Source organism: Streptomyces sp. SYP-A7185 (genome assembly GCF_046103685.1).
In the GTDB taxonomy this organism is placed as follows: domain Bacteria; phylum Actinomycetota; class Actinomycetes; order Streptomycetales; family Streptomycetaceae; genus Streptomyces.
Genome location: NZ_CP122310.1, coordinates 2,849,304 through 2,871,770 on the forward strand (window position 1 = coordinate 2,849,304; position 22,467 = coordinate 2,871,770).

At 71.3% G+C, this 22,467-nt stretch carries 20 protein-coding genes; 6 read left to right on the top strand and 14 right to left on the bottom strand.

Translation table 11 applies throughout. The features are described from left to right. Positions 1 to 424 precede the first annotated feature (424 nt). Together QBL25_RS12540 and QBL25_RS12545 are read right to left on the bottom strand one after the other, a co-directional pair. On the bottom strand, positions 425 to 1,141 hold the full coding sequence (locus tag QBL25_RS12540; RefSeq protein ID WP_409057114.1) for an aspartate/glutamate racemase family protein: 717 nt from the start codon (positions 1,139 to 1,141) through the stop codon (positions 425 to 427). Further along, complete coding sequence (locus QBL25_RS12545; RefSeq protein WP_409057115.1) at positions 1,141 to 2,697, bottom strand: NCS1 family nucleobase:cation symporter-1; 1,557 nt, start codon at positions 2,695 to 2,697, stop codon at positions 1,141 to 1,143. The genes QBL25_RS12540 and QBL25_RS12545 overlap by 1 nt, the downstream gene beginning before the upstream one ends. A 194-nt stretch (positions 2,698 to 2,891) precedes the next feature. Between QBL25_RS12545 and QBL25_RS12550 the strand changes: the two genes are divergently transcribed. Continuing rightward, on the top strand, positions 2,892 to 3,671 hold the full coding sequence (locus QBL25_RS12550) for a GntR family transcriptional regulator (protein WP_409062625.1): 780 nt from the start codon (positions 2,892 to 2,894) through the stop codon (positions 3,669 to 3,671). Positions 3,672 to 3,682: 11 nt separating this feature from the next. Here the strand turns inward: QBL25_RS12550 and pip are convergent, their stop codons facing one another. From pip to QBL25_RS12570, 4 genes are all read right to left on the bottom strand, one after another. Continuing rightward, positions 3,683 to 4,636: a prolyl aminopeptidase gene (gene pip / locus QBL25_RS12555; protein ID WP_409057116.1), complete on the bottom strand. Its 954-nt coding sequence runs from the start codon at positions 4,634 to 4,636 to the stop codon at positions 3,683 to 3,685. 84 nt (positions 4,637 to 4,720) lie between these two features. Further along, the gene (locus QBL25_RS12560; RefSeq protein WP_409057117.1) at positions 4,721 to 5,932 is read right to left on the bottom strand and encodes an MFS transporter; all 1,212 of its coding nucleotides are present in this window, start codon (positions 5,930 to 5,932) and stop codon (positions 4,721 to 4,723) included. Beyond that, positions 5,929 to 7,455 carry a YfcC family protein gene (locus QBL25_RS12565; RefSeq protein ID WP_409057118.1) on the bottom strand — a complete coding sequence of 509 codons (1,527 nt, stop codon included), beginning with the start codon at positions 7,453 to 7,455 and terminating at the stop codon, positions 5,929 to 5,931. Before QBL25_RS12565 ends, QBL25_RS12560 begins: the two co-directional genes overlap by 4 nt. Beyond that, the gene (locus QBL25_RS12570) at positions 7,452 to 8,903 is read right to left on the bottom strand and encodes a M20/M25/M40 family metallo-hydrolase (RefSeq protein ID WP_409057119.1); all 1,452 of its coding nucleotides are present in this window, start codon (positions 8,901 to 8,903) and stop codon (positions 7,452 to 7,454) included. Before QBL25_RS12570 ends, QBL25_RS12565 begins: the two co-directional genes overlap by 4 nt. A 214-nt stretch (positions 8,904 to 9,117) precedes the next feature. Here QBL25_RS12570 and QBL25_RS12575 point away from each other — a divergent pair, with 214 nt between their 5' ends. Then, the gene (locus QBL25_RS12575) at positions 9,118 to 9,636 is read left to right on the top strand and encodes an RNA-binding S4 domain-containing protein (protein WP_409057120.1); all 519 of its coding nucleotides are present in this window, start codon (positions 9,118 to 9,120) and stop codon (positions 9,634 to 9,636) included. Between the two features lie 215 nt (positions 9,637 to 9,851). Here the strand turns inward: QBL25_RS12575 and QBL25_RS12580 are convergent, their stop codons facing one another. After that, on the bottom strand, positions 9,852 to 10,544 hold the full coding sequence (locus QBL25_RS12580; protein ID WP_409057121.1) for a class I SAM-dependent methyltransferase: 693 nt from the start codon (positions 10,542 to 10,544) through the stop codon (positions 9,852 to 9,854). 70 nt (positions 10,545 to 10,614) lie between these two features. After that, entirely contained in the window at positions 10,615 to 11,619 is a 1,005-nt protein-coding gene (locus tag QBL25_RS12585) for an acyltransferase domain-containing protein (RefSeq protein WP_409057122.1), read from the bottom strand. 139 nt (positions 11,620 to 11,758) lie between these two features. Between QBL25_RS12585 and QBL25_RS12590 the strand changes: the two genes are divergently transcribed. Then, positions 11,759 to 12,022, top strand: a complete 264-nt coding sequence (locus QBL25_RS12590; RefSeq protein ID WP_409057123.1) for a DUF6343 family protein — start codon at positions 11,759 to 11,761, stop codon at positions 12,020 to 12,022. 109 nt (positions 12,023 to 12,131) lie between these two features. On the opposite strand, the gene QBL25_RS12595 is transcribed toward QBL25_RS12590, so the two are convergent. The 4 genes from QBL25_RS12595 to QBL25_RS12610 form a co-directional block, all read right to left on the bottom strand. Further along, positions 12,132 to 12,503, bottom strand: coding sequence for a tetratricopeptide repeat protein (locus QBL25_RS12595; protein ID WP_409057124.1), 372 nt, complete (start codon positions 12,501 to 12,503; stop codon positions 12,132 to 12,134). A 75-nt stretch (positions 12,504 to 12,578) separates the two neighbouring features. Then, positions 12,579 to 12,962, bottom strand: a complete 384-nt coding sequence (locus tag QBL25_RS12600; RefSeq protein WP_409057125.1) for a DUF3592 domain-containing protein — start codon at positions 12,960 to 12,962, stop codon at positions 12,579 to 12,581. A 14-nt stretch (positions 12,963 to 12,976) separates the two neighbouring features. Next, complete coding sequence (coaE, locus tag QBL25_RS12605) at positions 12,977 to 13,579, bottom strand: dephospho-CoA kinase (protein WP_409057126.1); 603 nt, start codon at positions 13,577 to 13,579, stop codon at positions 12,977 to 12,979. Positions 13,580 to 13,697: 118 nt separating this feature from the next. Next, the gene (locus QBL25_RS12610) at positions 13,698 to 14,636 is read right to left on the bottom strand and encodes a PAC2 family protein (protein ID WP_409057127.1); all 939 of its coding nucleotides are present in this window, start codon (positions 14,634 to 14,636) and stop codon (positions 13,698 to 13,700) included. Between the two features lie 310 nt (positions 14,637 to 14,946). On the opposite strand from QBL25_RS12610, the gene QBL25_RS12615 reads away from it, so the two are divergent. Beyond that, positions 14,947 to 15,912 (top strand): sheath polysaccharide-degrading enzyme, encoded by a 966-nt coding sequence (locus QBL25_RS12615; RefSeq protein WP_409062626.1) that lies wholly within the window; start codon positions 14,947 to 14,949, stop codon positions 15,910 to 15,912. Positions 15,913 to 16,084: 172 nt separating this feature from the next. Here the strand turns inward: QBL25_RS12615 and rpsA are convergent, their stop codons facing one another. Further along, positions 16,085 to 17,605, bottom strand: a complete 1,521-nt coding sequence (gene rpsA / locus QBL25_RS12620) for a 30S ribosomal protein S1 (protein ID WP_190083195.1) — start codon at positions 17,603 to 17,605, stop codon at positions 16,085 to 16,087. A 397-nt stretch (positions 17,606 to 18,002) separates the two neighbouring features. Here rpsA and QBL25_RS12625 point away from each other — a divergent pair, with 397 nt between their 5' ends. Together QBL25_RS12625 and QBL25_RS12630 are read left to right on the top strand one after the other, a co-directional pair. Further along, positions 18,003 to 18,833 carry a class I SAM-dependent methyltransferase gene (locus tag QBL25_RS12625; RefSeq protein WP_409057128.1) on the top strand — a complete coding sequence of 277 codons (831 nt, stop codon included), beginning with the start codon at positions 18,003 to 18,005 and terminating at the stop codon, positions 18,831 to 18,833. A 4-nt stretch (positions 18,834 to 18,837) separates the two neighbouring features. Beyond that, a complete protein-coding gene (locus QBL25_RS12630; RefSeq protein WP_409057129.1) occupies positions 18,838 to 21,462 on the top strand; it encodes an ATP-dependent RNA helicase in 2,625 nt (874 codons plus the stop codon). Here QBL25_RS12630 and QBL25_RS12635 read toward each other — a convergent pair. Continuing rightward, the gene (locus tag QBL25_RS12635; RefSeq protein ID WP_409057130.1) at positions 21,452 to 22,444 is read right to left on the bottom strand and encodes a DUF3068 domain-containing protein; all 993 of its coding nucleotides are present in this window, start codon (positions 22,442 to 22,444) and stop codon (positions 21,452 to 21,454) included. The genes QBL25_RS12630 and QBL25_RS12635 overlap by 11 nt on opposite strands. Positions 22,445 to 22,467 lie beyond the last annotated feature (23 nt).

A 22,467-nucleotide genomic window follows, 5' to 3' on the forward strand; every position in this document is an offset into this window, starting at 1 on the left:
CCAGCCACAGTGCCAGGCACGACATCCGGCCCCACGCCAGACTCAGCGCCGGACTCGGCGGCCCCACCGCCCCCAGTCGCGGCGCCGGAAGCCACCGCCAGCACCGTCGCTGTCGCCGTCGCCTTCGGAGCCGCAGCCGCAGCCGCCCTCGCGGTCCCGGTCGGCGTGGAGTTGTCGGTGGTGAGTGGGCCGGTGGCCAGCGCCGGGCCGCTGGCGGTGGCCGCCGTGCTCGCCAGGAGCGCGGCGGCCAGGAGCCGGGTGAGGCGGGGGCGGGCACGCTCCGGTGATCGGAAGGGCGGCTGCGACACCGGGCACCTCCAGTCGCTCGGCGCCGGACGGCCCGGCGCGTTCCCCGGAGTCTGCGGTCACCCGGCGCCCGCCATGCCTCGTACACCGCCGTCCGGGCGGCAGATCACCCGAAGAATCACTCCGACGGGCGCCCCCAAGTACGTCTCTTCGGCAGGGGTTTGGCATACCCACCGGCGCGGCTCGTGGTCAGGCCGAGGCCGACGAGCGACTCGGCGAGCTTCACCGCGGCGGCCACGCCGTCGACCACCGGCATGTCGAGCGCGGCACCGACCTTCTCCTGGAGCCCGGTCATCCCCGCGCAGCCGAGCACCAGGACCTCCGCCCCCGCCTCCCGGGCCCGCTCGGCGGCGGCGAGGAAGGCGCGGACGGTGACCTCGGAGTCCCCGAGGTCGAGGACCCCGAGGCCGGTGCCGACCACGGCGGCGCAGTTCTGCGCGACGCCCGCCGCGTGCAGGCTGTCCTCGATCTGGCCGCGGGCCCGATCGAGCGTGGTGACGACGCCGTACCGCCGCCCCAGCAGACAGGCCAAGTGCGCGGCGGCCTCGGTGATGTCGACGACGGGCACGTCGAGCAACTCGCGGGCCCCCTCGCGTCCGTGCTCGCCGAACCCGGCCATGACCACGGCGTCGTACGGCTCGTCGTGTCCGCGCAGGGTGTCGAGGACGGCGGCCGCCGAGAGGTAGCTGTCGAGCCACCCCTCGGCGGACTCGGGACCCCACGCGGGGGTGAGCCCGGTGATCGTGGTGCCGGGGGCGGCCGCGTCGCGGGCGCCGCGCACGATCTCCTCGGTCATCGCCCGCGTGGTGTTGCAGTTGCTGACGACGATGCGCACTAGGCCTCCACCTCGGCCACGTCGGCACCCTTGGCCACGTCGGCACCCTTGGTCACGTCGGCACCCTCGGCCAACTCAGCCGCCTCGCCCAGCTCGGCCGCAAGCGCCGCCGTCCGCTCGGCGCGGCACAGCGCGCCGTAGAGCAGCGCCGCCGTGGCCGTCCCGATGAACCAGGAGTAGGGCGCCACGTAGTCGAAGAACGGCACCAGGGCGCAGACCGCCGCGAACCCCGCCGTCGGCGCGAAGGCCGCCAGCGCCTTCGGGTTGACGCCCTTCCTGTAGTAGTACGGCGATCCCGGCTCGGCCTTGAAGAGCGCGTCGGCGTCGATGCGGCCGCGCTTCACCCAGAAGTAGTCGACCGCGATGATCCCGAACAGCGGCCCGAGGAAGGCGCCGAGGCCGCCGAGGAAGTAGTTCACGACGGTCGGGTTGGAGTAGAGGTTCCACGGGGTGACGAGCAGGGCCGCGACCGTGGAGATGAGACCGCCGATCTTGAAGGTGATCTTCTGCGGCCAGACGTTGGCCAGGTCGTACGCGGGCGAGACGAAGTTGGCCACGATGTTCACGCCCATCGTGGCGACGGCGAAGGTGAGCGCCCCGAAGATCAGCACCCAGGTGTTGCCGATCTCGGCGACCAGTTCGGCGGGGTCGGTGATGGCCTTGCCGAAGACCTCCAGGCTGCCCGCGGTGACGACGACGGAGAGGATCACGAAGGCCGTCGAGTTGATGGGCAGCCCCCAGAAGTTGCCGCGCTTGACGGTGCGGTAGTCGGGGGCGAAGCGCGAGAAGTCGCAGAAGTTGAGCATCAGCGTGCCGTAGGTGGCGAGGATGAGCCCGATGGCGCCGAACCACTGGCGCACCTGCTCGCCGGTGGAGACCGGGTGAGGGGTGCTGGTGAGCGAGATGGTCCAGCCGGCCTTCCAGAGGATCCAGACGGCGAGCGCGATCATCACGATCCAGATGGCGGGCCCGCAGAAGTCCTGGAACTTCCGTACGGATTCCATGCCCCGCGTCATGATCAGCCCCTGCACCAGCCAGAGGGCGACGAACGAACACCAGCCGAGGGCGTGCAGCCCGAGGAAGGAGTGCTCGGTCCACGCGTCGAGGCTCGGGAAGGCGGCGATGAGCATGACGTTGACCGCGATGGAGGCCAGATAGGTCTGGATTCCGTACCACATGATGGCGATCACGGCCCGGATGAGGGCGGGGATGTTGGCGCCCCAGACCCCGAAGCTGATGCGGCTGACGACGGGGAACGGCACGCCGTGGCGCTGGCCGATGCGCCCCATCATGTTCATCCCGAGGTAGATGAGCACGAAGCCGACGAGGAGCGAGGTGAAGATCTGCCAGACGTTCAGGCCGAGGACCAGGAGTCCGGCCGCGAAGGTGTAGTTGCCGAGGTTGTGGACGTCGGACATCCACAGGGCGAAGAGGTCGAAGACCTTCCACTTGCGCTCGGCGGAGGGCGCGAGGTCTTCGTTGGTGAGGCGGGGATCGGGCACGAAGTCGGTCGCGGCGCCTGGGGCGTGGGCGTCGGCGCGCTGGGTGAGGGACACGGTGCCTCCTGCAAGGGGGACGGAGGTGCGGCCAAGGGGACGGAGGTGTGCGGCCAGGGGGGACTGAGATGCGGCGCGTCTTTGGTATACCAAATTTTGGTATACCAAAGATTCCGTCATGCTCCCGCTCTCAGGGGCGCCCGGCAATGTCCGCACGGTTACGAATCGGTAAATCGATGCGGCGTTCGGCGATGATGGACCCCATGACGACCGTGGAACAGCCGCTGGCCGCCGTACGCGAACGCGTGCTCACCGGGCTACGCCAGGAGATCATCGCCGGACGCCTCGGCCCGGGCGACCGCCTGGTCGAACGGGAGCTCGCCGACCGTCTGGGCGTGTCCAGGGTCCCGGTCCGCGAGGCGATCCGGGCTCTGGTCGCCGAGGGCTTCGTCACCTTCGAGACGCCGCGCAGGACCGTGGTGCGCCGCCTGACCCGCACGGACGTCACCGAACTCTTCGAGCTGCGCGAGGCGTTGGAGGTCTTCGCGGCGGGCCGCGCGGCGGAACGGGCGACGGAGGAGGGCCTCGCGGAACTGGCAGCCCTGCTGGACAGCGCCGCGCAGGCCACGCGCACGGCGGACGCGGAGGCGATCACGGACGTCAACACCCGCTTCCACGACCGCATCCTGGCGATGGCGGGCAACGGCCTGCTGACGTCGGTCATGGAACCGGTCGACGGACGGCTGCGATGGATGACGCGGCGGAACGAGGAGTGGGCCCATCTGCTCGTGGAGCACCGGGAGTTGTACGAGGCGGTGGCCTCGGGCGACGCGACCCGCGCCCGGGAGGTGGCACTGGCCCACGTGCGGACCAACTACCGGTCGACGGTACGTCAGCTTTTCGGCGAGGAAGAGGGACCTGGGAACGAAGGGCCGGGGAACGAGCGGCCCGGCAACGAAAAGCCCGGGAACGAAGGGCCGGGGAACGAGCGGCCAGAGAACGAGGGGCCGCAGGAGGGGCCCCAGGAGAAGTAGCTAGCTCCCCCTCACCCCGCCCGGTACCGATCCGTGGCCGCCACCAGTTCCTCCGCGATGCCCCGCGCCCCCGCGTTGTGCCCGACGTCCTCCACGAGGATCAACTCGGCGTCCGGCCAAGCCCCTCGCAGCCGCCAGGGGATTCCGAGCAGGTTCCCGAAATCGAGGGCCCCCTGCACCATCGTCCCCGGGATCCCGGCCAGCGCCCCCGCGTCCCGCAGGACGACCTCGTCCCCGCCCAGCCAATGGTCATGGGCGAAGTAGTGCGTGACGGTCCGGGCGAAGCCCGCGCGGAACGTCTCGTCCTCGTACCGGGGGACGGACCGGGGCGGTTGCGAGGCGAAGGCGGTCTCCCAATCGGTCCACGACCGCGCGGCGGCGGCCCGCACCCCGGCGTCGGGAGAGTTCAGGAGCCGGTCGTAGGCGGCGGCGAGATCCCCGTCCCGCTCCCCCTCGGGCACCCCGTCCCGGAACGCCTCCCACGCCTGCGGGAAGATCCGCCCGAGTCCCCGGGTCAGCAGGTCGACCTCGGCCCGGCTGCCCGTGGCGAGGCCCGTGAGCACCAGCTCCGAGACGCGGCCGGGGTGGGTCTGCGCGTACCGGAGTCCCAACACCGAACCCCAGGACGCGCCCCACACCAGCCACCGCTCGATGCCCAGGTGCCGCCGCAGCAGCTCCAGGTCGGCCAGCAGGTGCCCGGTCGTGTTGACGCTCATGTCGGTACGGGGATCGCTCGCGGGCGGGGTCGAGCGCCCGCACCCGCGCTGGTCGAGGAGCACCACCCGGTACGCGGCGGGGTCGAAGTACCGCCGGAAGAACGGTGTGCACCCCGAGCCCGGACCTCCGTGCAGCACCAGGGCCGGCTTTCCCAGCGGGTTGCCGCAGGTCTCCCAGTACACGCGGTTGCCGTCGCCGACTTCGAGCATGCCGTGGTCGTACGGCTCGATCTCCGGATAGAGGCCCATCGACCGACGATATCCCGCACACCACGCGCACCACGCGCCCCATCGGGCACTCGTACCTACCTGGGCCGGCCCTCTCCGCCCGCCTCACTCGGCCCGCAGGCTCCGCATCCGCCCGTACGCGTACACACAGCCCGCGAGCGCGAGATCGGAGAGCAGCATGAAGCCGATGGAGTACGAGTCCTTGGCGCTGTAGATCGCGCCCATGACCAGGGGCGGGACGAAGCCGCCCAGGCCGCCCACGGCTCCCACGATGCCGGTGACGGACCCGACCTGCGCCTGGGGTGTCACCTGGGAGACGAGGGCGAAGACGCTGCCGCTGGCCGTGCCGAGCCCCGCCGCCATGACCAGGAAGCAGATCGTGCCGCCCGGGTTCAGGGTCGGCTCGAAGGCCTGCACGATGGCGAAGACCGCGACGACCGCAAGGGCCCACGAGGTGACCGTCGCCGGGTGGATCCGGTCCGAGAGCCAGCCGCCGATGGGCCGGAAGACGACCGTGACCAGCGCGAACCCGGCCGCCTTGGTGCCCGCGTCGGTGGGCGAGAGGTCGTACCAGGTCTTCAGGTACGTGGGCAGATAGACCCCGAAGGCGACGATGCCGCCGAAGCCGATCGCGTACAGCGCCGAGAGCTCCCACGTCACCCGCAGCCGGCCTGCCTCCCCCAGGCGCGTGGTGAGCGGGCTCGTCGGCACCGGGCGGTCGGGCCGGTCGGAGATGAACAGGGCGGCGAGCACCGCGAAGGCCGCGAGGGCGATCGCCACGACCAGGAAGGGGAGGTTGTCGCCGTGCTTGGCGATCCGGGGCGTGAAGTAGCCGGAGAGCGCCACACCGCCCATGCCCATCCCGAACACACCGAGCGCGAAGCCGCGGTGGGCGGGCGGGAACCAGGAGTTGACCAGCGGGATGCCGATCGCGAAGGTCGTGCCGCCCAGGCCGAGGAGGAAGCCGACCGCCAGCATCGCGACGTAGTTGTCCCTGGCCGGGATGATCAGGAGCACCGGCACGATGGTGAGCGCGGAGACCAGCGGGAACATCCGCTTGGCGCCGTAGCGGTCGGTGAGCGCGCCGACCGGGACGCGGCCGAGCGAGCCGACGATGACCGGCACGGCGACCAGCAGGGACTGCGCGAACGAGGAGAGCCCGAGCCGCTCCCCGAAGTCGCTGCCGAGCGGCGCGATCAGGTCCCAGGCCCAGAAGGTGAGCGTGAAGCCGATCGTGGCCACGGCGAGGTTGCGGTAGGCGGCGGCCGGGGGACGCGCCGCGACGGCTTTCGGGGTCACCGACGGGTTCGTTGTCATGTGAGCGCGGCTCCAAGCGCGACGAAGGCGCAGATGAGGAGGAACAGGATGGCGAGCAGCGGCCAGACGAACCGCAGGTATTTGTCGTAGCCGACCTTCGCGAGCGCGACGCCGCCGATGGTCACGGCGGTCGTGGGGACCCACAGGTTCATCCAGCCGCTCGCCGCCTGCCAGGCGGTGACGACGACGGACCGCGAGACCCCGGCGAAATCGGCGAGCGGGGCGAGGATCGGCATGGCGAGGGTCGCGTGGCCGGAGGTGGAGGGGATCAGGAAGGCCAGCGGCAGGTTCACGACGAAGACGATGATCGCGAAGAGGCCGGACGACGTGCCCTTCACGACGCCCTCGATGGAGTGCAGGACGGTGTCGGTGACCTTCGAGTTGTTCATGATCACCGTGACGCCGCGGGCGAGCACGATAACCAGGGCGGGCGAGATGAAGTCCGCCGCGCCCTGAGTGATCGTCGAGCTGAGCTTCTGCTCGCCCATCCGGGCCACGCATCCGACGAGTACGGCCGCGCAGAGGAACAGCGCCGCCAACTGCGGAAAGGACCAGCCCAGTTCGAATCCGTACGGCTTCGCGTCCGCCTTGCCCGTGAGCGCGCTCGACCAGGGCACCACCGAGAAGATCATGAAGGCGAAGACCAGGCCGACCAGGACGAGCACGGCCTTGTGCAGCCGCGTCAGCTCGGGTACCTCGCCCGCGTCGGCGGCGGTCTGCTCGCGGTCGCCGGGCAGGAAGCCGGTGAGGGAGCGTTCGGGATTCTTCCGTACGCGCTTCGCGTAGCGGATGACGTAGGCGATGGTGACCGCGGTCAGGACGATCCACATCACGAACCGCAGCACGATGCCGTCGCCCAGCGAGATGTCGGCTGCGGACGAGGCGACTCCGGTGGCGAACGGGTTGACCGTCGAGCAGAGCACCCCGATCCCCGCGCCCAGGATGATCGCGCCGACCGCGACCATCCGGTCGTAGCCGAGGGCGAGCATCAGCGGCACGATCAGGCCGTAGAAGCCGAGTGTCTCCTCGGCGAATCCCTCGACCGTGCCGAGGACGGAGAAGACGAGCATCACTCCGGCGATGAGCATCGCGCCGCGCTCGCGCAGCCGGTGGGCGAGACGGCCGATGCCGCGGTCGAGGGCGCCGGTGGCGAAGACGACGGTGATGAACGCGCCGATGGCGAGCACGAACAGGAACACGCCAGCACTGCCGTACAGCTCACCGGCCAGGTCGGGCCCGACGACGCCCGACTTCTCGTCCTGGATCCCGTACAGGCCGTTGACCGGGGCGAGGAAGAGGTCGTTGAGCCGGTCGACGAAGGTCTGTCCCGAGTCGACGCGGTGGTAGCTGCCCTCTACGGGGGCGCCTTCGGCGTTGCGGTCGTAGGCCCCTGAGGGGATGAGGAAGGCCAGCAGCCAGACCGCCACGGTGACGATCGCGAGGATGGTCAGGGCGCTGGGGAAGGTGAACTTCCTTTTGCGCCGCGGCTCTTCGGTGCCGGGGTCGGTCGCGGTGGTACTCATGCGCCGCGCTCCCCGTCGGCGCCGGGACCGAAGTCCGCGCCGGTGCCTGATCCGGTGCCTGATCCGGTACCTGATCCGGTGTTTGCATCGGCGCCGGAGTCCGTATCGGCGCCGGTGAAGTCGGCGGCGTACTCGCGGACGAAGGCGGCCATGGCGACGACCGTGTTGCGCAGCTCGGAGAAGAGGACGCGTTCGTTCGGGGCGTGCAGATTGCACATGCTGTCCTGGGCGCCGAAGAGCAGGACCTCGGCGCCGGGTGCCGCCTGCGCGAGGCCGTTGACCAGGGGGATGGAGCCGCCGGTCGCCACGAAGGAGGCGTCCTCGCCCCAGGCCTCCTTGAGCGCGGCGCGTGCGGCGCGGTAGGCGGGTCCGCCGGTGGCGGCCTCGTACCCGGGGCCCGTGTCGCCGGGCGTGACGGTGAGGGAGACGCCGAAGGGGGTGAGCGAGCGCAGGTGGTCGACCAGCTTGCCCTGCGCCTCCCGCGCGTCCTGCCGGGGGTGGAAACGGAGGTTCAACTTGGCTCGCGCGTACGGCACGACGGCCGACGCCGCGTGCTCCACGCTGGGCGCGTCCAGGCCGATCACCGTGATGGCGGGGCCGCTCCACAGCCGCTCGCCCAGGCTGCCGCTGCCGACGAGCGGCACCCCCTCGCGCACCCCGGCCAGCGCGCGGAACTCCTCCTCGGTGTAGCTCGTGCCGCTCCAGTCCTCCCGCCGCAGCCCCTCCACGGCCACGTCGCCGTGTACGTCGTGCAGGGTGGCCAGGGCCTTGAGGAGCACGAGCAGCGCGTCGGGCGCCGCCCCTCCGAACTCCCCGCTGTGGCGCGGTTCGTCGAGGGTGCGCACCTCCACGACGACCTCGGAGGCGCCGCGCAGGGCGGTGGTGAGGGTGGGGGTGCCCGGCCGGAGGTTGCCGAGGTCGGCGACGACCATGGCGTCGCAGGCGAACCGCTCCGGGTCGGTGGGCGGATAGTCGTCGAAGGCGCTGCCGTACTCCTCCTGGCCCTCGATGACGATCTTGATCCCGACCGGCGGCCGGCCGCCGTAGGCCCGCAGCATGCCCAGGTGCGCGATGACGTTGGACTTGTCGTCCGCGATGCCACGGGCGCGCAGGCCGCCCTCGATCGGGGTCGGCTCGAAGGGCGGCGACTTCCACAGGTTCTCGTCGCCGGGCGGCTGGACGTCGTAATGGCCGTAGAGCAGGACCGTCGGCGCCTCGGGTGTCGGTGGCGGGATCTCCCCGTAGATCACGGGTGCCGTGTCCGGCAGGTCGAGCCGCTCGACGCTCGGCACGCCCGCGTCCCGCAGCAGTTCGACCAGCAGATCGTGCGCCGCGTGCACCGGTGCGTCCGGGAAGCCGGGGAAGGCGATCGACGGAATCTCGGCGAGCCGTACGAGGTCGGCGCGCAACGTCTCCATCAGGTCATCGACAGCGGCTTCGAGCTTCATCGGCGGCACCCCTCGATCTACGTCCTGCTTTGCGGCGAATAGCCCGAATTATCGGACTCCGGGGCGAACGGTTTCCGCACGGCTCGCCGTACGGCCAGGGATGCCGCACTGCTGCCACACCCCCGCGCCACCTCGCCCGCCCCTGCCACGGGGGGCCGCACCCGGGCCTCGCGACCCCGGCCCCGAACCACCGGGCAGGCACTAAAGTCGGGGCATGGCTTCGCAGAATTCAGGCGGTGACGACGACACCAAGGGAGCGGGCACCGCTCCGGCGGACACACCCACGGGCCCCGCTCCGACAACGGGCGGCGGCACGGGCGCGGGTGGCGGCACGGGCGCGGGTGGTGGCACGGGCGCCGGTGGTGGTTCCGTGCGGGTCGACGCCTGGATCTGGTCCGTCCGCCTGGTGAAGACGCGCTCCGCCGGCGGGGCGGCCTGCAAGGGTGGCCATGTCCGGGTCAACGGCGAGCGCGTGAAGCCCGCTTACGGCCTGCACGTCGGCGACGAGGTACGCCTGCGCCACGCGGGCGGCCGCGAACATGTCGTCGTCGTCAAGCGCCTCATCCGCAAGCGCGTCGGCGCACCGGTGGCCGTCGAGTGCTACGTCGACAACAGCCCTCCCCCGCCGCCCCGCGAGGCCGTGGCCCCCGCCGGCGTACGGGACAGGGGTACGGGCCGCCCCACCAAACGCGACCGCCGCGACATGGAACGCCTCCGCGGCTTCGAAGGCTGAGAAGGCCCGCGAGGCCGCGCACCCAACCCGCCCTCAGTGCGCTGAGAACGCCCTGGCTCGGTGGTGAGGGTTCACCCGCAGCGCAGGTGAACCCCCACCGACGCACCGCCATCACCCCGATACGCCACACCAACACCCCGACACCCCGACACCACCACCCCGGCTGTGCAGGCACGGTTTCCTCAGGGGCCGGCCGGCGGGTTCCGAAAATCCCCCTACAGGACCGGCACCGCCCGGACCCACGTGCCGTCCTCCGTCAGGTACTCCTCGACCCTCAGTCCCGCCTCCTCCAAGGTCCGCTCGAACTCTTCCTTCGTGAGGGGCTGGGCGCGGAACGTCTGGGTCCATACGGCGTCCGGGAAGACGTACTCCGCGCGCACCTCGTTCACCCCGCCCCCGACCGGTTCCGCCGACAGGATCCGCACGGTGTACCCGGCCGGGTCGACCCGCTCCCTCGGCAGATTGGTGTGGTAATCCGCGCCCTCCCGCTGGATCAGCACACATCCGCCGTCCGTCACATGGCTCCGGCAGGCCCGCAGCATCCCGCGCCGGACCGCGGGGTCGCCCTCGTGCACGAGGAACGACGCGAGCATCACCACCTCGAACCGCTCCCCCAGGTCGAGCTTCTCGATCGGGCTCCGGATCGTGCGCACCCGTCCCCCGAGCTCGGCGACCTTCTCCAGCATCTCGGCGGACTCGTCCACCGCCGTCACCCGGAACCCCCGCTCCAGCAACGGCCGCGTCACCCGCCCCGCGCCGCTGCCCAGCTCCAGGATGTGCGCCCCGGCCGGCACCGCACCGGCGATGACGTCGGGCTCGTCCCCGGCGACCAGGCGCGTGTACAGCTCCACCGCGCAGCCGTCCGGCGTGATCGCTCCGGGGCCCGTCCCCTCGTGTCCCTCACGCATCTCAACAGTCATGCCCCCAGAACGAAGCGCTCCAAGGGCCCGTTCCCCCTTCTCCCCGCCGCCCCGTGGTCTAGAGCGCGAACCAGCCACGCCCGCCATACCAGTGCCCGCCCGCCCGCAAGTGGTCGCCCACGGCCCGCTCCACCGTGGTCCGCCTGGGCAGTGAGGCCACGGGCAGATCACCGTCGCCGAAGACGAAGGCGATGGGGGCCCTGTCGTCCGGCTCCCGCTCATAGCCTTCCGCCGGGCGGAAACGCTCCTGGAAGCGAATGATGTTCGAGTCCGCCGGAAGATACTGCTTCAGCTGCGGATCGAGCAGCCAGGAGTGGCATATCGCTGTCTCATACCGCTCCTCCGGGAAGTGCCGAGCGAAGAACTCCCGCGCCAGCACGATCGACCGGTCACAGGACTCCGGGGACAGCGGTCCCCTGAAGTCGGTGATGTGGAGGTTCAGACAGGGGTCGCCCCGGCCGGCGCAATGCCCCGCCGCGGCCACCGCCCCGCCCATCCGCTCCCCCAGAACGGCGCGCTGGAACTGTAGTCGGCCCAGCTGATAGAGCTCGCCCCGGAAGTGCAGGGAGTTCCACTCCGGGTGCAGCAGCCCGGGGCCGCCGCGCGCCCGGCGGTGCACCGCCATGTGCCGCCCGAGGTCCGCGAGCGTACGCCGGGAGACGTCGTCCGGGATGCCGCGGCTTCGGTGGTACGCGCGGACGTACGGCAGCGTCGCCACGAACACGTACACCGGGAAGTAGGCCCCGAGAGTGCCCAGCTCCACCGGCAACGGCACGTACAACGGGCCGGCCCCCGGTTTTCCCATGTCACGGACCGTCGCGTCCACGGTCCGGTCGAGCAGCCACCGCGCCTCCGGGTCGCGCGCCAGCCGTCCGCGCAGGGCCAGCAGGTCGTTGATGTCCTCGTGCGGCACCGCCAGGTCGAGGAGCACGTCCGGCAGCTCGTCCGCCGAGGGCAGCACCGCCTCGGCCCGTGGCTCCTCGGCGCCCTCGAGATCCTTCAGCCACGCGGCGAGCCGCTCGTCCGTCCTCGCCCTGTTCTTCAGTACGTCCAGCACAGCCATCCCCCCGATCGACACATCTACGATCTTGAAGCCTCGGGCCCTTCCGGTCCACCACCCACGGGTGGATCCTGGGAGGTGGAGAAAGGTGGAGAAAGCCAGGGCAGAAAGGGTGGAGCAGGCAGAGGAGGAGAGACCTCTCATGGTGCGCACAGGCAGTGAACCCGTGACCGCGCGCAGTCCGCTGCGCATGCGTTTCTGGCTCGGCATGTGGGGTCTGGTCTGGGCCACGTTCGGCACCGTCGCCTTCGCCCTCGTGGGGCGCCCCGCGTGGGCCGCGGCATGCGGCGTGCTCTGGCTGATCGTCACCGCCGACCTGGCGATGGTGCTGCGCCACCTCCGCCAGGGCCCGCACTACCAGCCGGGCCGCGACGTCCCGCCGTACGAGCCACCGAGAGAAGGCTAGCCCCTAAGAGCAGGCTGGCCCCTGAGCGCAGGCTGGCCCCCAAGACCCGGCTGGCCCCGAGCGCCGACCTGCCCCCGAACACCGGCTGGCCGCAGGCCGCGCCCGCGCCTCAGCCCTCGCCGTCGTCGAAGCGCGCCGCCGCGAGATACTCCGGCTGCGGATCGAGCGCCGCCGCGAGCCGGAAGTGGCGCCGGGCCTGGTCGGGCCGCGCCGCGCGTTCGTACGTGCGGGCGAGGGCGAAGTGGGCGAACGCGTTGTCCGGCTCGCGCTCCAAGACGATGCTGAACTCCAGCTCTGCGGCACGCAGTTGTGCGGCGGCGAAGAAGGCACGAGCCCGCAGCAGCCGCGCGGCCGTGTTCTCGGGATGGGCCGCGATGACCGTGTCGAGCAGCTTCACGGCGCCTCTGGGATCCCGCGCGGCAAGGAGCTGCTCCGCCGCACGGAAGTCGATGACATGGGTCTCCGGAGTAATTTCGGGCACGCGTGACTCCTTCCCTCGCTGCACTGTGTCAACGCCCGTCGCGCCGCCACCTATTCCGCCGACGGTCCGCAAGCTTCACCACGCGAGCACCACCAGCACCAGGCCGAGCGCCAGCACCGCCGCTCCCGCTCCCACGAACCCCCGGTCGACACCCCTGCGCTCGCGGCCGAGCACGACCGCCTCCCGGGGGTCGTCGCTGTCGTACGCGACGCGCACCCGGTCCCCCGCGGCGAGCGGAAACGTGTCGCTCGGCGGCACCGGTGAGACCACCTCGACGACCCGCCCGTCCCCCGTCCCGAACTGGAGCGTCGGCCGCTCGGCCCCCGGCGGCACCGCTTTGACCAGGGCGTCCGCCACCTCGCCCGCCGTCGTGATGCGCCGGGTCCGCCGCAGGCCGTACGCGCCGGCCAGCAGCGCGACCAGGCCGCCCAGCGCGGTGACCACCGCCAGTACGACCACTCCCCCGCCTCCCTCTAGGCCGCTCGCGCCCGCCGTGCGAGGTCCGCCCAGACGGCGTCGACGCGCTCCCGGAGGCCTTCCAGCGGGCCATCGTTGTCGATCACGACGTCGGCGATCTCCAGCCGCTTCTCGCGCGTGGCCTGGGCGGCCATCCGGGCGCGGGCGTCTTCCTCGCTCATGCCGCGCGGCCCCACGAGACGCTCCAGCTGGGTCTCGGGGCTCGCGTCGACGACGACCACGAGGTCGTACAGCGGCGCCAGGCCGTTCTCCGCGAGCAGCGGCACGTCGTGGACGACCACCGCGTCCGCGGAGGCCGCCTCTTCCAGCGCGGCGGAGCGGGCGCCGACCAGGGGGTGCACGATCGCGTTCAGGACGGCCAGCTTCTCGGGGTCGGCGAAGACGATCGAGCCGAGCTTCGGCCGGTCGAGGGTGCCGTCCGGGGCGAGGATCTCCTGCCCGAAGGCTTCAACGACCTTCGCCAGGCCCGGAGTTCCGGGTTCCACCACTTCCCGCGCGATCTTGTCGGCGTCGATGAGCACGGCTCCCGACGCGACGAGCAGACGCGATACTTCACTCTTGCCGGCGCCGATACCGCCGGTCAGGCCCACCTTCAGCATGACCGGCAGCTTAGGGGGTGGCTTGACGCTCCGCCTTCCCGGCTACGCGTCGCCTTCCCGGCTACGCGTCGCCTTCCCGGCCGCGCATCGCCCTCCCGGCCGCGCATCGCCCTCCCGGCTACGCGTCGCCCTCCCGCTCGGCGAGGAAGCGCTCGAATTCCTGGCCGATCTCGTCGGCCGACGGGATGTCCACGGGTTCGGCGAGCATGTTGCCGCGCGCGTCGGCACCGGCCGCCGCGTCGTACTGGTGCTCAAGGCCCTGTACGAGGGCGACCAGTTCCTCGTCGCCCTCCTGGATCTGCCGGTCGATCTCGGTCTGGGTGCGGTGCGCCTCGGTGCGCAGGCCGTGCGCGACGGTCGGCAGCACGAGGCCCGTCGCCGCGGTGATCGCCTCCAGGACCGTGAGCGCGGCGTCCGGGTAGGCGGAGCGCGCGATGTAGTGCGGGACGTGCGCGGCGACACCGAGCACGTCGTGGCCTGCCTCCAGGAGGCGGTACTCGACGAGCGAGGCCGCACTGCCCGGCACCTGCGCCTCGTCGAAGGGGCTGCGGTGGCCCGGCACCAGGTCGGTGCGGTTGCCGTGCGGCGTGAGGCCCACCGGGCGGGTGTGCGGCACACCCATGGGGATGCCGTGGAAGTTCACCGCGAGGCGTACGCCGAGCCGCTCGACGATCTGCTCGATCGCCGCGGCGAAGCGCTCCCACTCGATGTCGGGCTCGGGCCCGGAGAGCAGCAGGAAGGGTGCGCCCGTGGCGTCCTGGAGCAGCCGCACGTCGAGCGTGGGCACCTCGTAGTCGGTCCAGCGGTCGCGGCGGAAGGTGAGCAGCGGGCGCCGTGCGCGGTAGTCGACGAGCCGGTCGTGGTCGAAACGCGCCACCACCTGGCCCGGCAGGCCGTCCGTGAGCCGCTCGACGATCTGGTCGCCGGTCTCGCCCGCGTCGATGTAGCCGTCGAAGTGGTAGAGCATGACCAGTCCGGCCGATTCCTGGGCGAGCGCCATGTCGACGACCGCGAGGCCCTTCGGCTCCCATGCGTACAAACCCTGCGGATCAAGCACTGTGACCGCTCCTCGCCCTCTTCGTCGTGACTCGTACAGCAGAACGCCCGCAAGGGCGGGCGCATTCCCCCTTCGGCTCCTCGCAGCGGCTTCTTATGTCACGTCCAAGGTCACGCCGAACAGCCGTGCAGGGAAACCGCGTTCCTCGTGGTGACCTTCCTCTCGGCCGGCCTGGTCCAGACCTTGACGCGGACATGACCTACCTCTACGTTCAGATGCACACCCATCGTTCACGTACAAGAACCGGAGGGTCACCCCCATGCACACCCGACGCACTCCACGCACTCCACGCACCCCACGCACCCTGCTCATGACCGCGCTCGCCGTCACCGCCGCGGCGGGCGCGGTTGCCGTCACCGTAAGCCCGGCCGCGACAGCCACGGCCTCCCCCGCGGCGACGGCGGCCGGCACCATCGAGGTCTCCACGGCGGCCCAGCTCAAGTCCGCGCTCAGCAGCGCATCCCCGGGCGACACGATCCACCTCGCGGACGGCACGTACACCGGGAACTTCAAGACGGCCACGGCCGCGAGCTCAGGTGCCCGCATCACCCTGACCGGCTCCTCGAAGGCGGTGCTCACGGCGGGCGGCGGCTATGGCCTGCACCTGAACGGCGCCTCGTACTGGACGGTGAAGGGCATCACCGTCACCGGCGGCCAGAAGGGCATCATGATCGACTCCGCGAGGGGCGTCACCGTGGACACGGTCACGGTGCACGGCCTGGACATGGAGGGCGTCCACTTCCGCAAGTCGAGCACCGACGGCGTCATCAAGAACTCGAGGATCTACGACACCGGGAACGACGGCCGCGGCATGGGAGAGGGCGTCTACGTGGGCAGCGCCAACACGCTCTCCGACAAGAGCGACAACGTACAGATCCTGAACAACACCGTCGGCCCCGACGTCGGCGGCGAGGCAGTCGACCTCAAGGAGGGCACCACCGGCGGCAAGGTCAGCGGCAACACCTTCGACGGCAAGGGCCTGACCGGCAACAACTACGACGACTCGTGGATCGACGTGAAGGGCAACAACTACGTCGTCGAGAACAACACCGGCAAGAACACCACCAACAACGGCTACGAGACCCACAGCCAGCAGTCCGGCTGGGGATGCGGCACGGTGTTCCGCGGCAACAGGTCGACCCTGACCGGCTCGACGGGCGACAAGCAGCTGGCCATCAACGTCACGAACTACAGCGGCAGTTGCAAGACGACGGTCTACGCGAGCAACACGGTGACGGGCGGCAAGGGCCTGACCAACATCACGGTGACTCCTTAGCACCCCGGGGAAGCCACCCGAAGGGCCGGCGCCGGAAACCGCGCGCCCAGCCCCACGGGACGGGCACCCGGAACCCCACGGGCGGGCACCCGGAAACAGAACAGCGGGCCCGCACCTCCGAAGAGGTGCGGGCCCGCGGCGTTGTTCAGCTACAACCGCCCGGAGGCGAGTGTCAGCTCTGGCCGCCGGCCAGCTTCTCGCGCAGCGCGGCAAGCGCCTCGTCCGACGCCAGGGCGCCGGAGTTGTCGTCCGACTCCGAGGAGTACGAACCGCCGCCGCCACCGCTGCCACCGGCAGCCGGGGCACCGGTCGAGGACGCGGGAGCCGCAGCGCCCTCGGCCTCGGCCTGGGCGTCCGCCTCGCGGGACTTGATGACCTGGGCCTGGTGCTGCTCGAAGCGCTGCTGCGCCTCGGCGTACTGGCCCTCCCAAGCCTCGCGCTGGGTCTCGAAGCCCTCGAGCCAGTCGTTCGTCTCGGGGTCGAAGCCCTCGGGGTAGATGTAGTTGCCCTGGTCGTCGTAGGACGCGGCCATGCCGTACAGGGTCGGGTCGAACTCGACGGCCGACGGGTCGGCGCCGAAGGACTCGTTGGCCTGCTTCAGCGACAGCGAGATCCGGCGACGCTCGAGGTCGATGTCGATGACCTTGACGAAGATCTCGTCGTTGACCTGGACGACCTGCTCCGGGATCTCCACGTGGCGCTCGGCCAGCTCGGAGATGTGGACCAGGCCCTCGATGCCCTCGTCGACGCGCACGAACGCACCGAACGGAACGAGCTTGGTGACCTTACCGGGAACAACCTGCCCGATCTGGTGCGTGCGGGCGAACTGCTGCCACGGGTCTTCCTGCGTCGCCTTGAGCGACAGGGACACGCGCTCGCGGTCCATGTCCACGTCGAGAACCTCGACGGTGACTTCCTGGCCGACCTCGACAACCTCGGAGGGGTGGTCGATGTGCTTCCAGGAAAGCTCGGAGACGTGCACGAGACCGTCGACGCCGCCGAGGTCCACGAACGCACCGAAGTTGACGATCGAGGAAACGACGCCGGAGCGGACCTGACCCTTCTGCAGGGTCGTGAGGAAGGTCTGACGGACCTCGCTCTGGGTCTGCTCGAGCCAGGCACGGCGGGACAGGACCACGTTGTTGCGGTTCTTGTCCAGCTCGATGATCTTGGCCTCGAGCTCCTTGCCCACGTAGGGCTGGAGGTCGCGGACGCGGCGCATCTCGACGAGGGAAGCCGGCAGGAAGCCACGGAGGCCGATGTCGAGGATGAGACCACCCTTGACGACCTCGATGACGGTACCGGTGACGATGCCGTCTTCTTCCTTGATCTTCTCGATCGTGCCCCAGGCACGCTCGTACTGAGCGCGCTTCTTGGACAGGATCAGACGGCCTTCCTTGTCCTCCTTCTGGAGAACCAGGGCCTCGATCTCGTCACCGACGGCGACGACCTCGTTCGGGTCGACGTCGTGCTTGATGGAGAGCTCGCGGCTCGGGATGACGCCTTCGGTCTTGTAACCGATGTCGAGCAGGACCTCGTCCCGGTCGACCTTCACGATGACGCCGTCGACGATGTCGCCGTCGTTGAAGTACTTGATCGTCTCGTCGATCGCGGCGAGGAAGGCTTCCTCGTTACCGATGTCGTTGACCGCTACCTGCGGGGTGGTGGCGGTGGTCTCGGTGCTGCTCGTCATGTGGGTAAGGGCTCCGGTACGGACAGTGAGTCGTAGGTACTGCTAGCGCCGGAACCGATTTCGCTCTGAAGAAGCCGGACAGCCTGGGAAGCGCCGATTCCGTTTCCGAAGAAACGGAAGGCGCCTCGACAACCGAGGGGACATGCAACAGATGCGAGCGCATCCCGCTAGGTCTGAGGACGGCAGGCTCGCAGCGCAACTTGTAGCATACGGGGGCAGCCGGACAGGGTCAATGCGCGAAGGCGCACACCCGGGGCGGAACGCCGCATACCCGGCACAAATGCTGTCGCGTGAGGCCACATGGGCCGCACGGCACCCTGTCGCGACCGCTTCCGGCCCGCCCCGCCCCGCCCTCCTGCTGCGACAGCCGTGACAAGCCAGACGGAAGAGTACGACGATGGAGCCGATCATCCAAGAGTCCGAGCTGCCCGAGACGCCCGAACCGGAAGCCACCCGCCGTGACGCCGACGTCACGGAGAGCAGCCGCGCCAATCGCGGCTGGTGGGACAGGAACGCGGACGACTACCAGATCGAGCACGGCACCTTCCTCGGTGACGACCGCTTCGTGTGGGGTCCCGAAGGACTCGACGAGGTGGAGGCCGAGCTGCTCGGTCCGGCCGAGGAGCTGAAGGGCAAGGACATCCTGGAGATCGGCGCGGGCGCGGCACAGTGCTCGCGCTGGCTCGCCGCCCAGGGCGCGCGCCCGGTCGCCCTCGACCTCTCCCACCGGCAGCTCCAGCACGCGCTGCGGATCGGCGGCGGGGTGCCGCTGGTGGAGGCGGACGCGGGGGCGCTGCCGTTCGCCGACGGCAGCTTCGACCTGGCCTGCTCGGCGTACGGGGCGCTGCCGTTCGTCGCCGACCCGGTGCGGGTCCTCAAGGACGTGCACCGCGTGCTGCGGCCCGGCGGCCGGTTCGTGTTCTCCGCGACGCATCCGATGCGCTGGGCCTTCCCGGACGAGCCCGGCCCCGAGGGTCTGTCCGTGGCGGCCTCCTACTTCGACCGCACTCCTTATGTGGAGCAGGACGAGAACGGCGACGCCGTCTACGTGGAGCACCACCGCACGCTCGGCGACCGGGTGCGGGACATCGTGGCGGCGGGCCTGCGGCTCGTCGACGTGGTGGAGCCGGAGTGGCCCGCGTGGAACACCCAGGAGTGGGGCGGCTGGTCCCCGCTGCGCGGGAATCTGATCCCGGGGACGGCGATCTACGTCTGCGTACGAGACTGAGTGCGTGATCCGTCTCCGTAACGAAGCCCTGGACCTGCCCGTACGCGATGCCCTGCCCGCGCTGCGCTCCGCTCTGGAGGGGCCGGGCAGTGCCGTGCTGTGCGCGCCTCCCGGCACGGGCAAGACGACGCTGGTGCCGCTGGCCCTGGCGGGGCTGCTCGGGGACGGGCCCCTGCGGCGCGTGGTGGTGGCCGAGCCGCGGCGGATCGCCGCCCGGGCCGCCGCGCGGCGGATGGCCTGGCTCCTGGGCGAGAAGGCCGGGGAGAGCGTGGGGTACACCGTGCGCGGCGAGCGCGTGGTGGGCCGCCACGCACGCGTGGAGGTCGTCACGACGGGTGTCCTGTTGCAGCGGCTCCAGCGGGACCAGGAGCTGGCCGGCGTAGACGTGGTGATCATCGACGAGTGCCACGAGCGGCACTTGGACGCGGACACCGTGGCGGCGTTCCTGGTCGACGTGCGGGCGGCGCTGCGGCCCGAGCTGCGGCTGGTGGCCGCGTCGGCGACCACGGACGCGCAGGGGTGGGCGCGGATCCTCGGGGACGCCCCCGTGGTGGAGGCGTATGGCACCTCGTACCCGGTGGAGGTGGTCTGGGCGCCGCCCGTACGCCCGGTGCGGCCGCCGCACGGCATGCGGGTGGATCCGGCGCTGCTCACGCATGTGGCGTCGGTGGTGCGGCGGGCGCTCGCCGAGCGGGCGGGTGACGTCCTGTGCTTCCTGCCCGGGGTCGGTGAGATAGCGCGGGTGGCGGGGCAACTGGGGGACGTGCCCGCCGAGGTCCTCCAGGTGCACGGGCGGGCGTCCGCGCAGGTGCAGGACGCGGTGCTCGCGGGCTCGGCCGACGGCGCCCGGCGGGTCGTCCTCGCGACGTCGGTGGCCGAGTCGTCCCTGACGGTGCCCGGGGTGCGGGTGGTGGTCGACTCGGGGCTCGCGCGTGAGCCGCGGGTGGACCACGCGCGCGGGCTGAGCGCGCTGACGACGGTACGGGCTTCGCAGGCGTCGGGCCGGCAGCGGGCCGGCCGTGCGGGGCGTGAGGCGCCGGGGGCCGTGTACCGGTGCTGGGCGGAGGCCGAGGACGGCCGTCTGCCGCGCTTTCCGGCCCCGGAGATCAAGCTGGCGGACCTCTCCGCGTTCGCGCTTCAGACGGCCTGCTGGGGGGATCCCGACGCCTCCGGGCTCGCGCTGCTCGATCCCCCTCCGGGCGGCGCGATGGCGGCGGCGCGTGCCGTCCTGACGGCGGTCGGCGCGGTGGCCCCGGAGTCGGGGCGGGTCACGGACCGGGGCGCGCGGATGGCGCGGGTCGGGCTGCATCCCCGGCTGGCGCGGGCCCTGCTCGACGCGGCCCCGCTGATCGGGGCGCGGCGCTCGGCGGAGGTGGTGGCCCTCCTGAGCGAGGAGCCGCCGCGGGAGTACGGGGACGACCTGGCGGCGGCCTGGCGCGAGGCCCGGCGGGGCCGTGACGGGTACGCGGCGCGGTGGCGCACGGAGGTACGGCGGCTGACCGCGGCGGCGGAGGCGTCACTGCCGGGGACCTCACTGCCGGGAACCTCACTGCCGGAGACCTCGCTTCCGGAGACCTCGCTTCCGGAGACCTCGCTGCCGCGGGCCGCGAGCACGCCCACGGGGCACTCCGCAGCGGGCGGGGGAAGCGACGAGCGCGTCGCGGGCCTCGTCGCCGCCCTCGCCTTTCCCGAGCGTGTCGCCCGGGGCAGGGGCGACGGCACGTACCTCATGGTGAACGGCACCCGCGCCGAGGTGCGGCCGGGCTCCGCGCTGACGGGCGCCGAGTGGGTCGCCGTGGCCGTGGCCGACCGGCCGGTGGGCGCCGGGCACGCGCGCGTGCTGCTCGGCGGGCACATCGACGAGGACGTCGCCAAGAGCGCGGCGGCGCCGCTGTACGGCGAGGGGGACGAGGTCGCCTGGGTGGACGGGGATCTCGTCGCCCGGCACGTCGAGCGGCTGGGCGCCGTGGAACTGGCGGTTCGGCCCCTGAAGAAGCCCGCCCCCGCACTCGTACGGGAAGGGCTGCTCGCGGGTCTGGAGGAGGAAGGGACCGGGCTCCTGCACTGGTCCCAGGGGGCGCGGGAGCTGCGGGAGCGGCTCGCTTTCCTGCACCGGCACCTGGGGGCGCCTTGGCCCGACGTGTCGGAAAGTGCCCTGCACGCGCGCGTGGACGAGTGGCTGGAGCCCGAGCTCTCCAAGGCCCGGCGCCGGGCCGACCTGCGGCGCATCGACGCGGGGCAGGCCCTCAACCGGCTCCTGCCGTGGGCGACCGGTGAGGCCACCCGCCTGGACGCCCTGGCCCCCGAGCGGGTGGCCGTGCCCAGTGGGTCCAGGATCCGAATCGACTACTCCGACCCCGAACAGCCCGTGCTCGCGGTGAAGTTGCAGGAGATGTTCGGGCTCGCCGAGACCCCGCGGATCGCCGACGGCGGCGTACCCGTCCTGGTCCATCTGCTGTCCCCCGCCGGGCGCCCGGCGGCCGTCACCGCCGATCTCGCCTCGTTCTGGCGGGACGGCTACCGGGCCGTACGGGCCGAGCTGCGCGGGCGGTACCCGAAGCACCCGTGGCCCGAGGACCCGGCGGCCGCGCAGGCGACGCGGTTCACCAACGCCCGGCTCAGGCGTTGACCGGTTCCGGCTCCGAGGCCGCCGTCGCCTCCGGTTCGCCGGGCCTGCGGCTGCGCGCCTCCAGCCACAGGGAGAGGGCGAGCAGGAGCAGGCCGAGGCCCAGAAAGCCCCAGGGGAGATAGGCCGTCATGAGCAGGACCAGGACGCGCTGGGACTTCACGAGGTCGACGGTGTCCTTGATGTAGTCCTCGCGCATCTTCACGTGCCCGGCGAAGACCGTGACCTTGTCGCGCCCGCCCAGGAGCGTGCCGCCGCGCAGTTCGTTGCGCTGGATCTCCTCGCCGTAGACGGGCGCCCCGGTGGTCGGCTCGACCCAGAACTTGCGGACGGTCGTGTACCAGCGGGTCGTGCCCGTCTTGTCGAGGGACTCGGGGGTGATGCCCTTGACCGGCATGGTCTTGGGGAAGGGCACCTTGGTCCAGGGGATGGTCTGCTCGAAGTAGTAGACGTCCACGCCGCGGAAGGTCCGTGTGCCCTTGTAGTGGATGGGCTTGGTGACGCGGGCCTGCGCGTCGAAGTACTCGTAGTCGCGCTTCTCGGTCAGGAAGGGCCACTTGAATTCGATGCCCTGGCGCTTGACCGGGTCGCCGTCGACCATCTCGCCCGTGGCGTGCACCGGTTCCTGGCTGTGCGCGTCGAAGATGTAGCGCTCGGGGACCTTGGAGACCATCTTTCCCTCCCCGTCCTGGACGTAGGAGAGGGCGTCCCAGACGACGACGTCACGGTCCGCGCTCTTCTCGATCTTCTCCGAGGCCTCCACGTTGCCCTTGAGGGTCTGCACGATGGTGACCTTGTCGACCTTCTTGGCCCGCATGCTGCCGTAGTCGATGAGGGTCGGGTTCTCGGCCTCCAGCACCGCCTCCTGGTACTGGCTGGGCGGGATCTTGGCCAGGCGCGGGAAGGCGTACCAGCGCATGAGCGGGGACATCGCCGTGAAGAACACGGCGAAGGCGAGCAGGATCAGGCTTGCCTTGCGGCGCATCGCGGCGGCCCTCCCTACGGAGA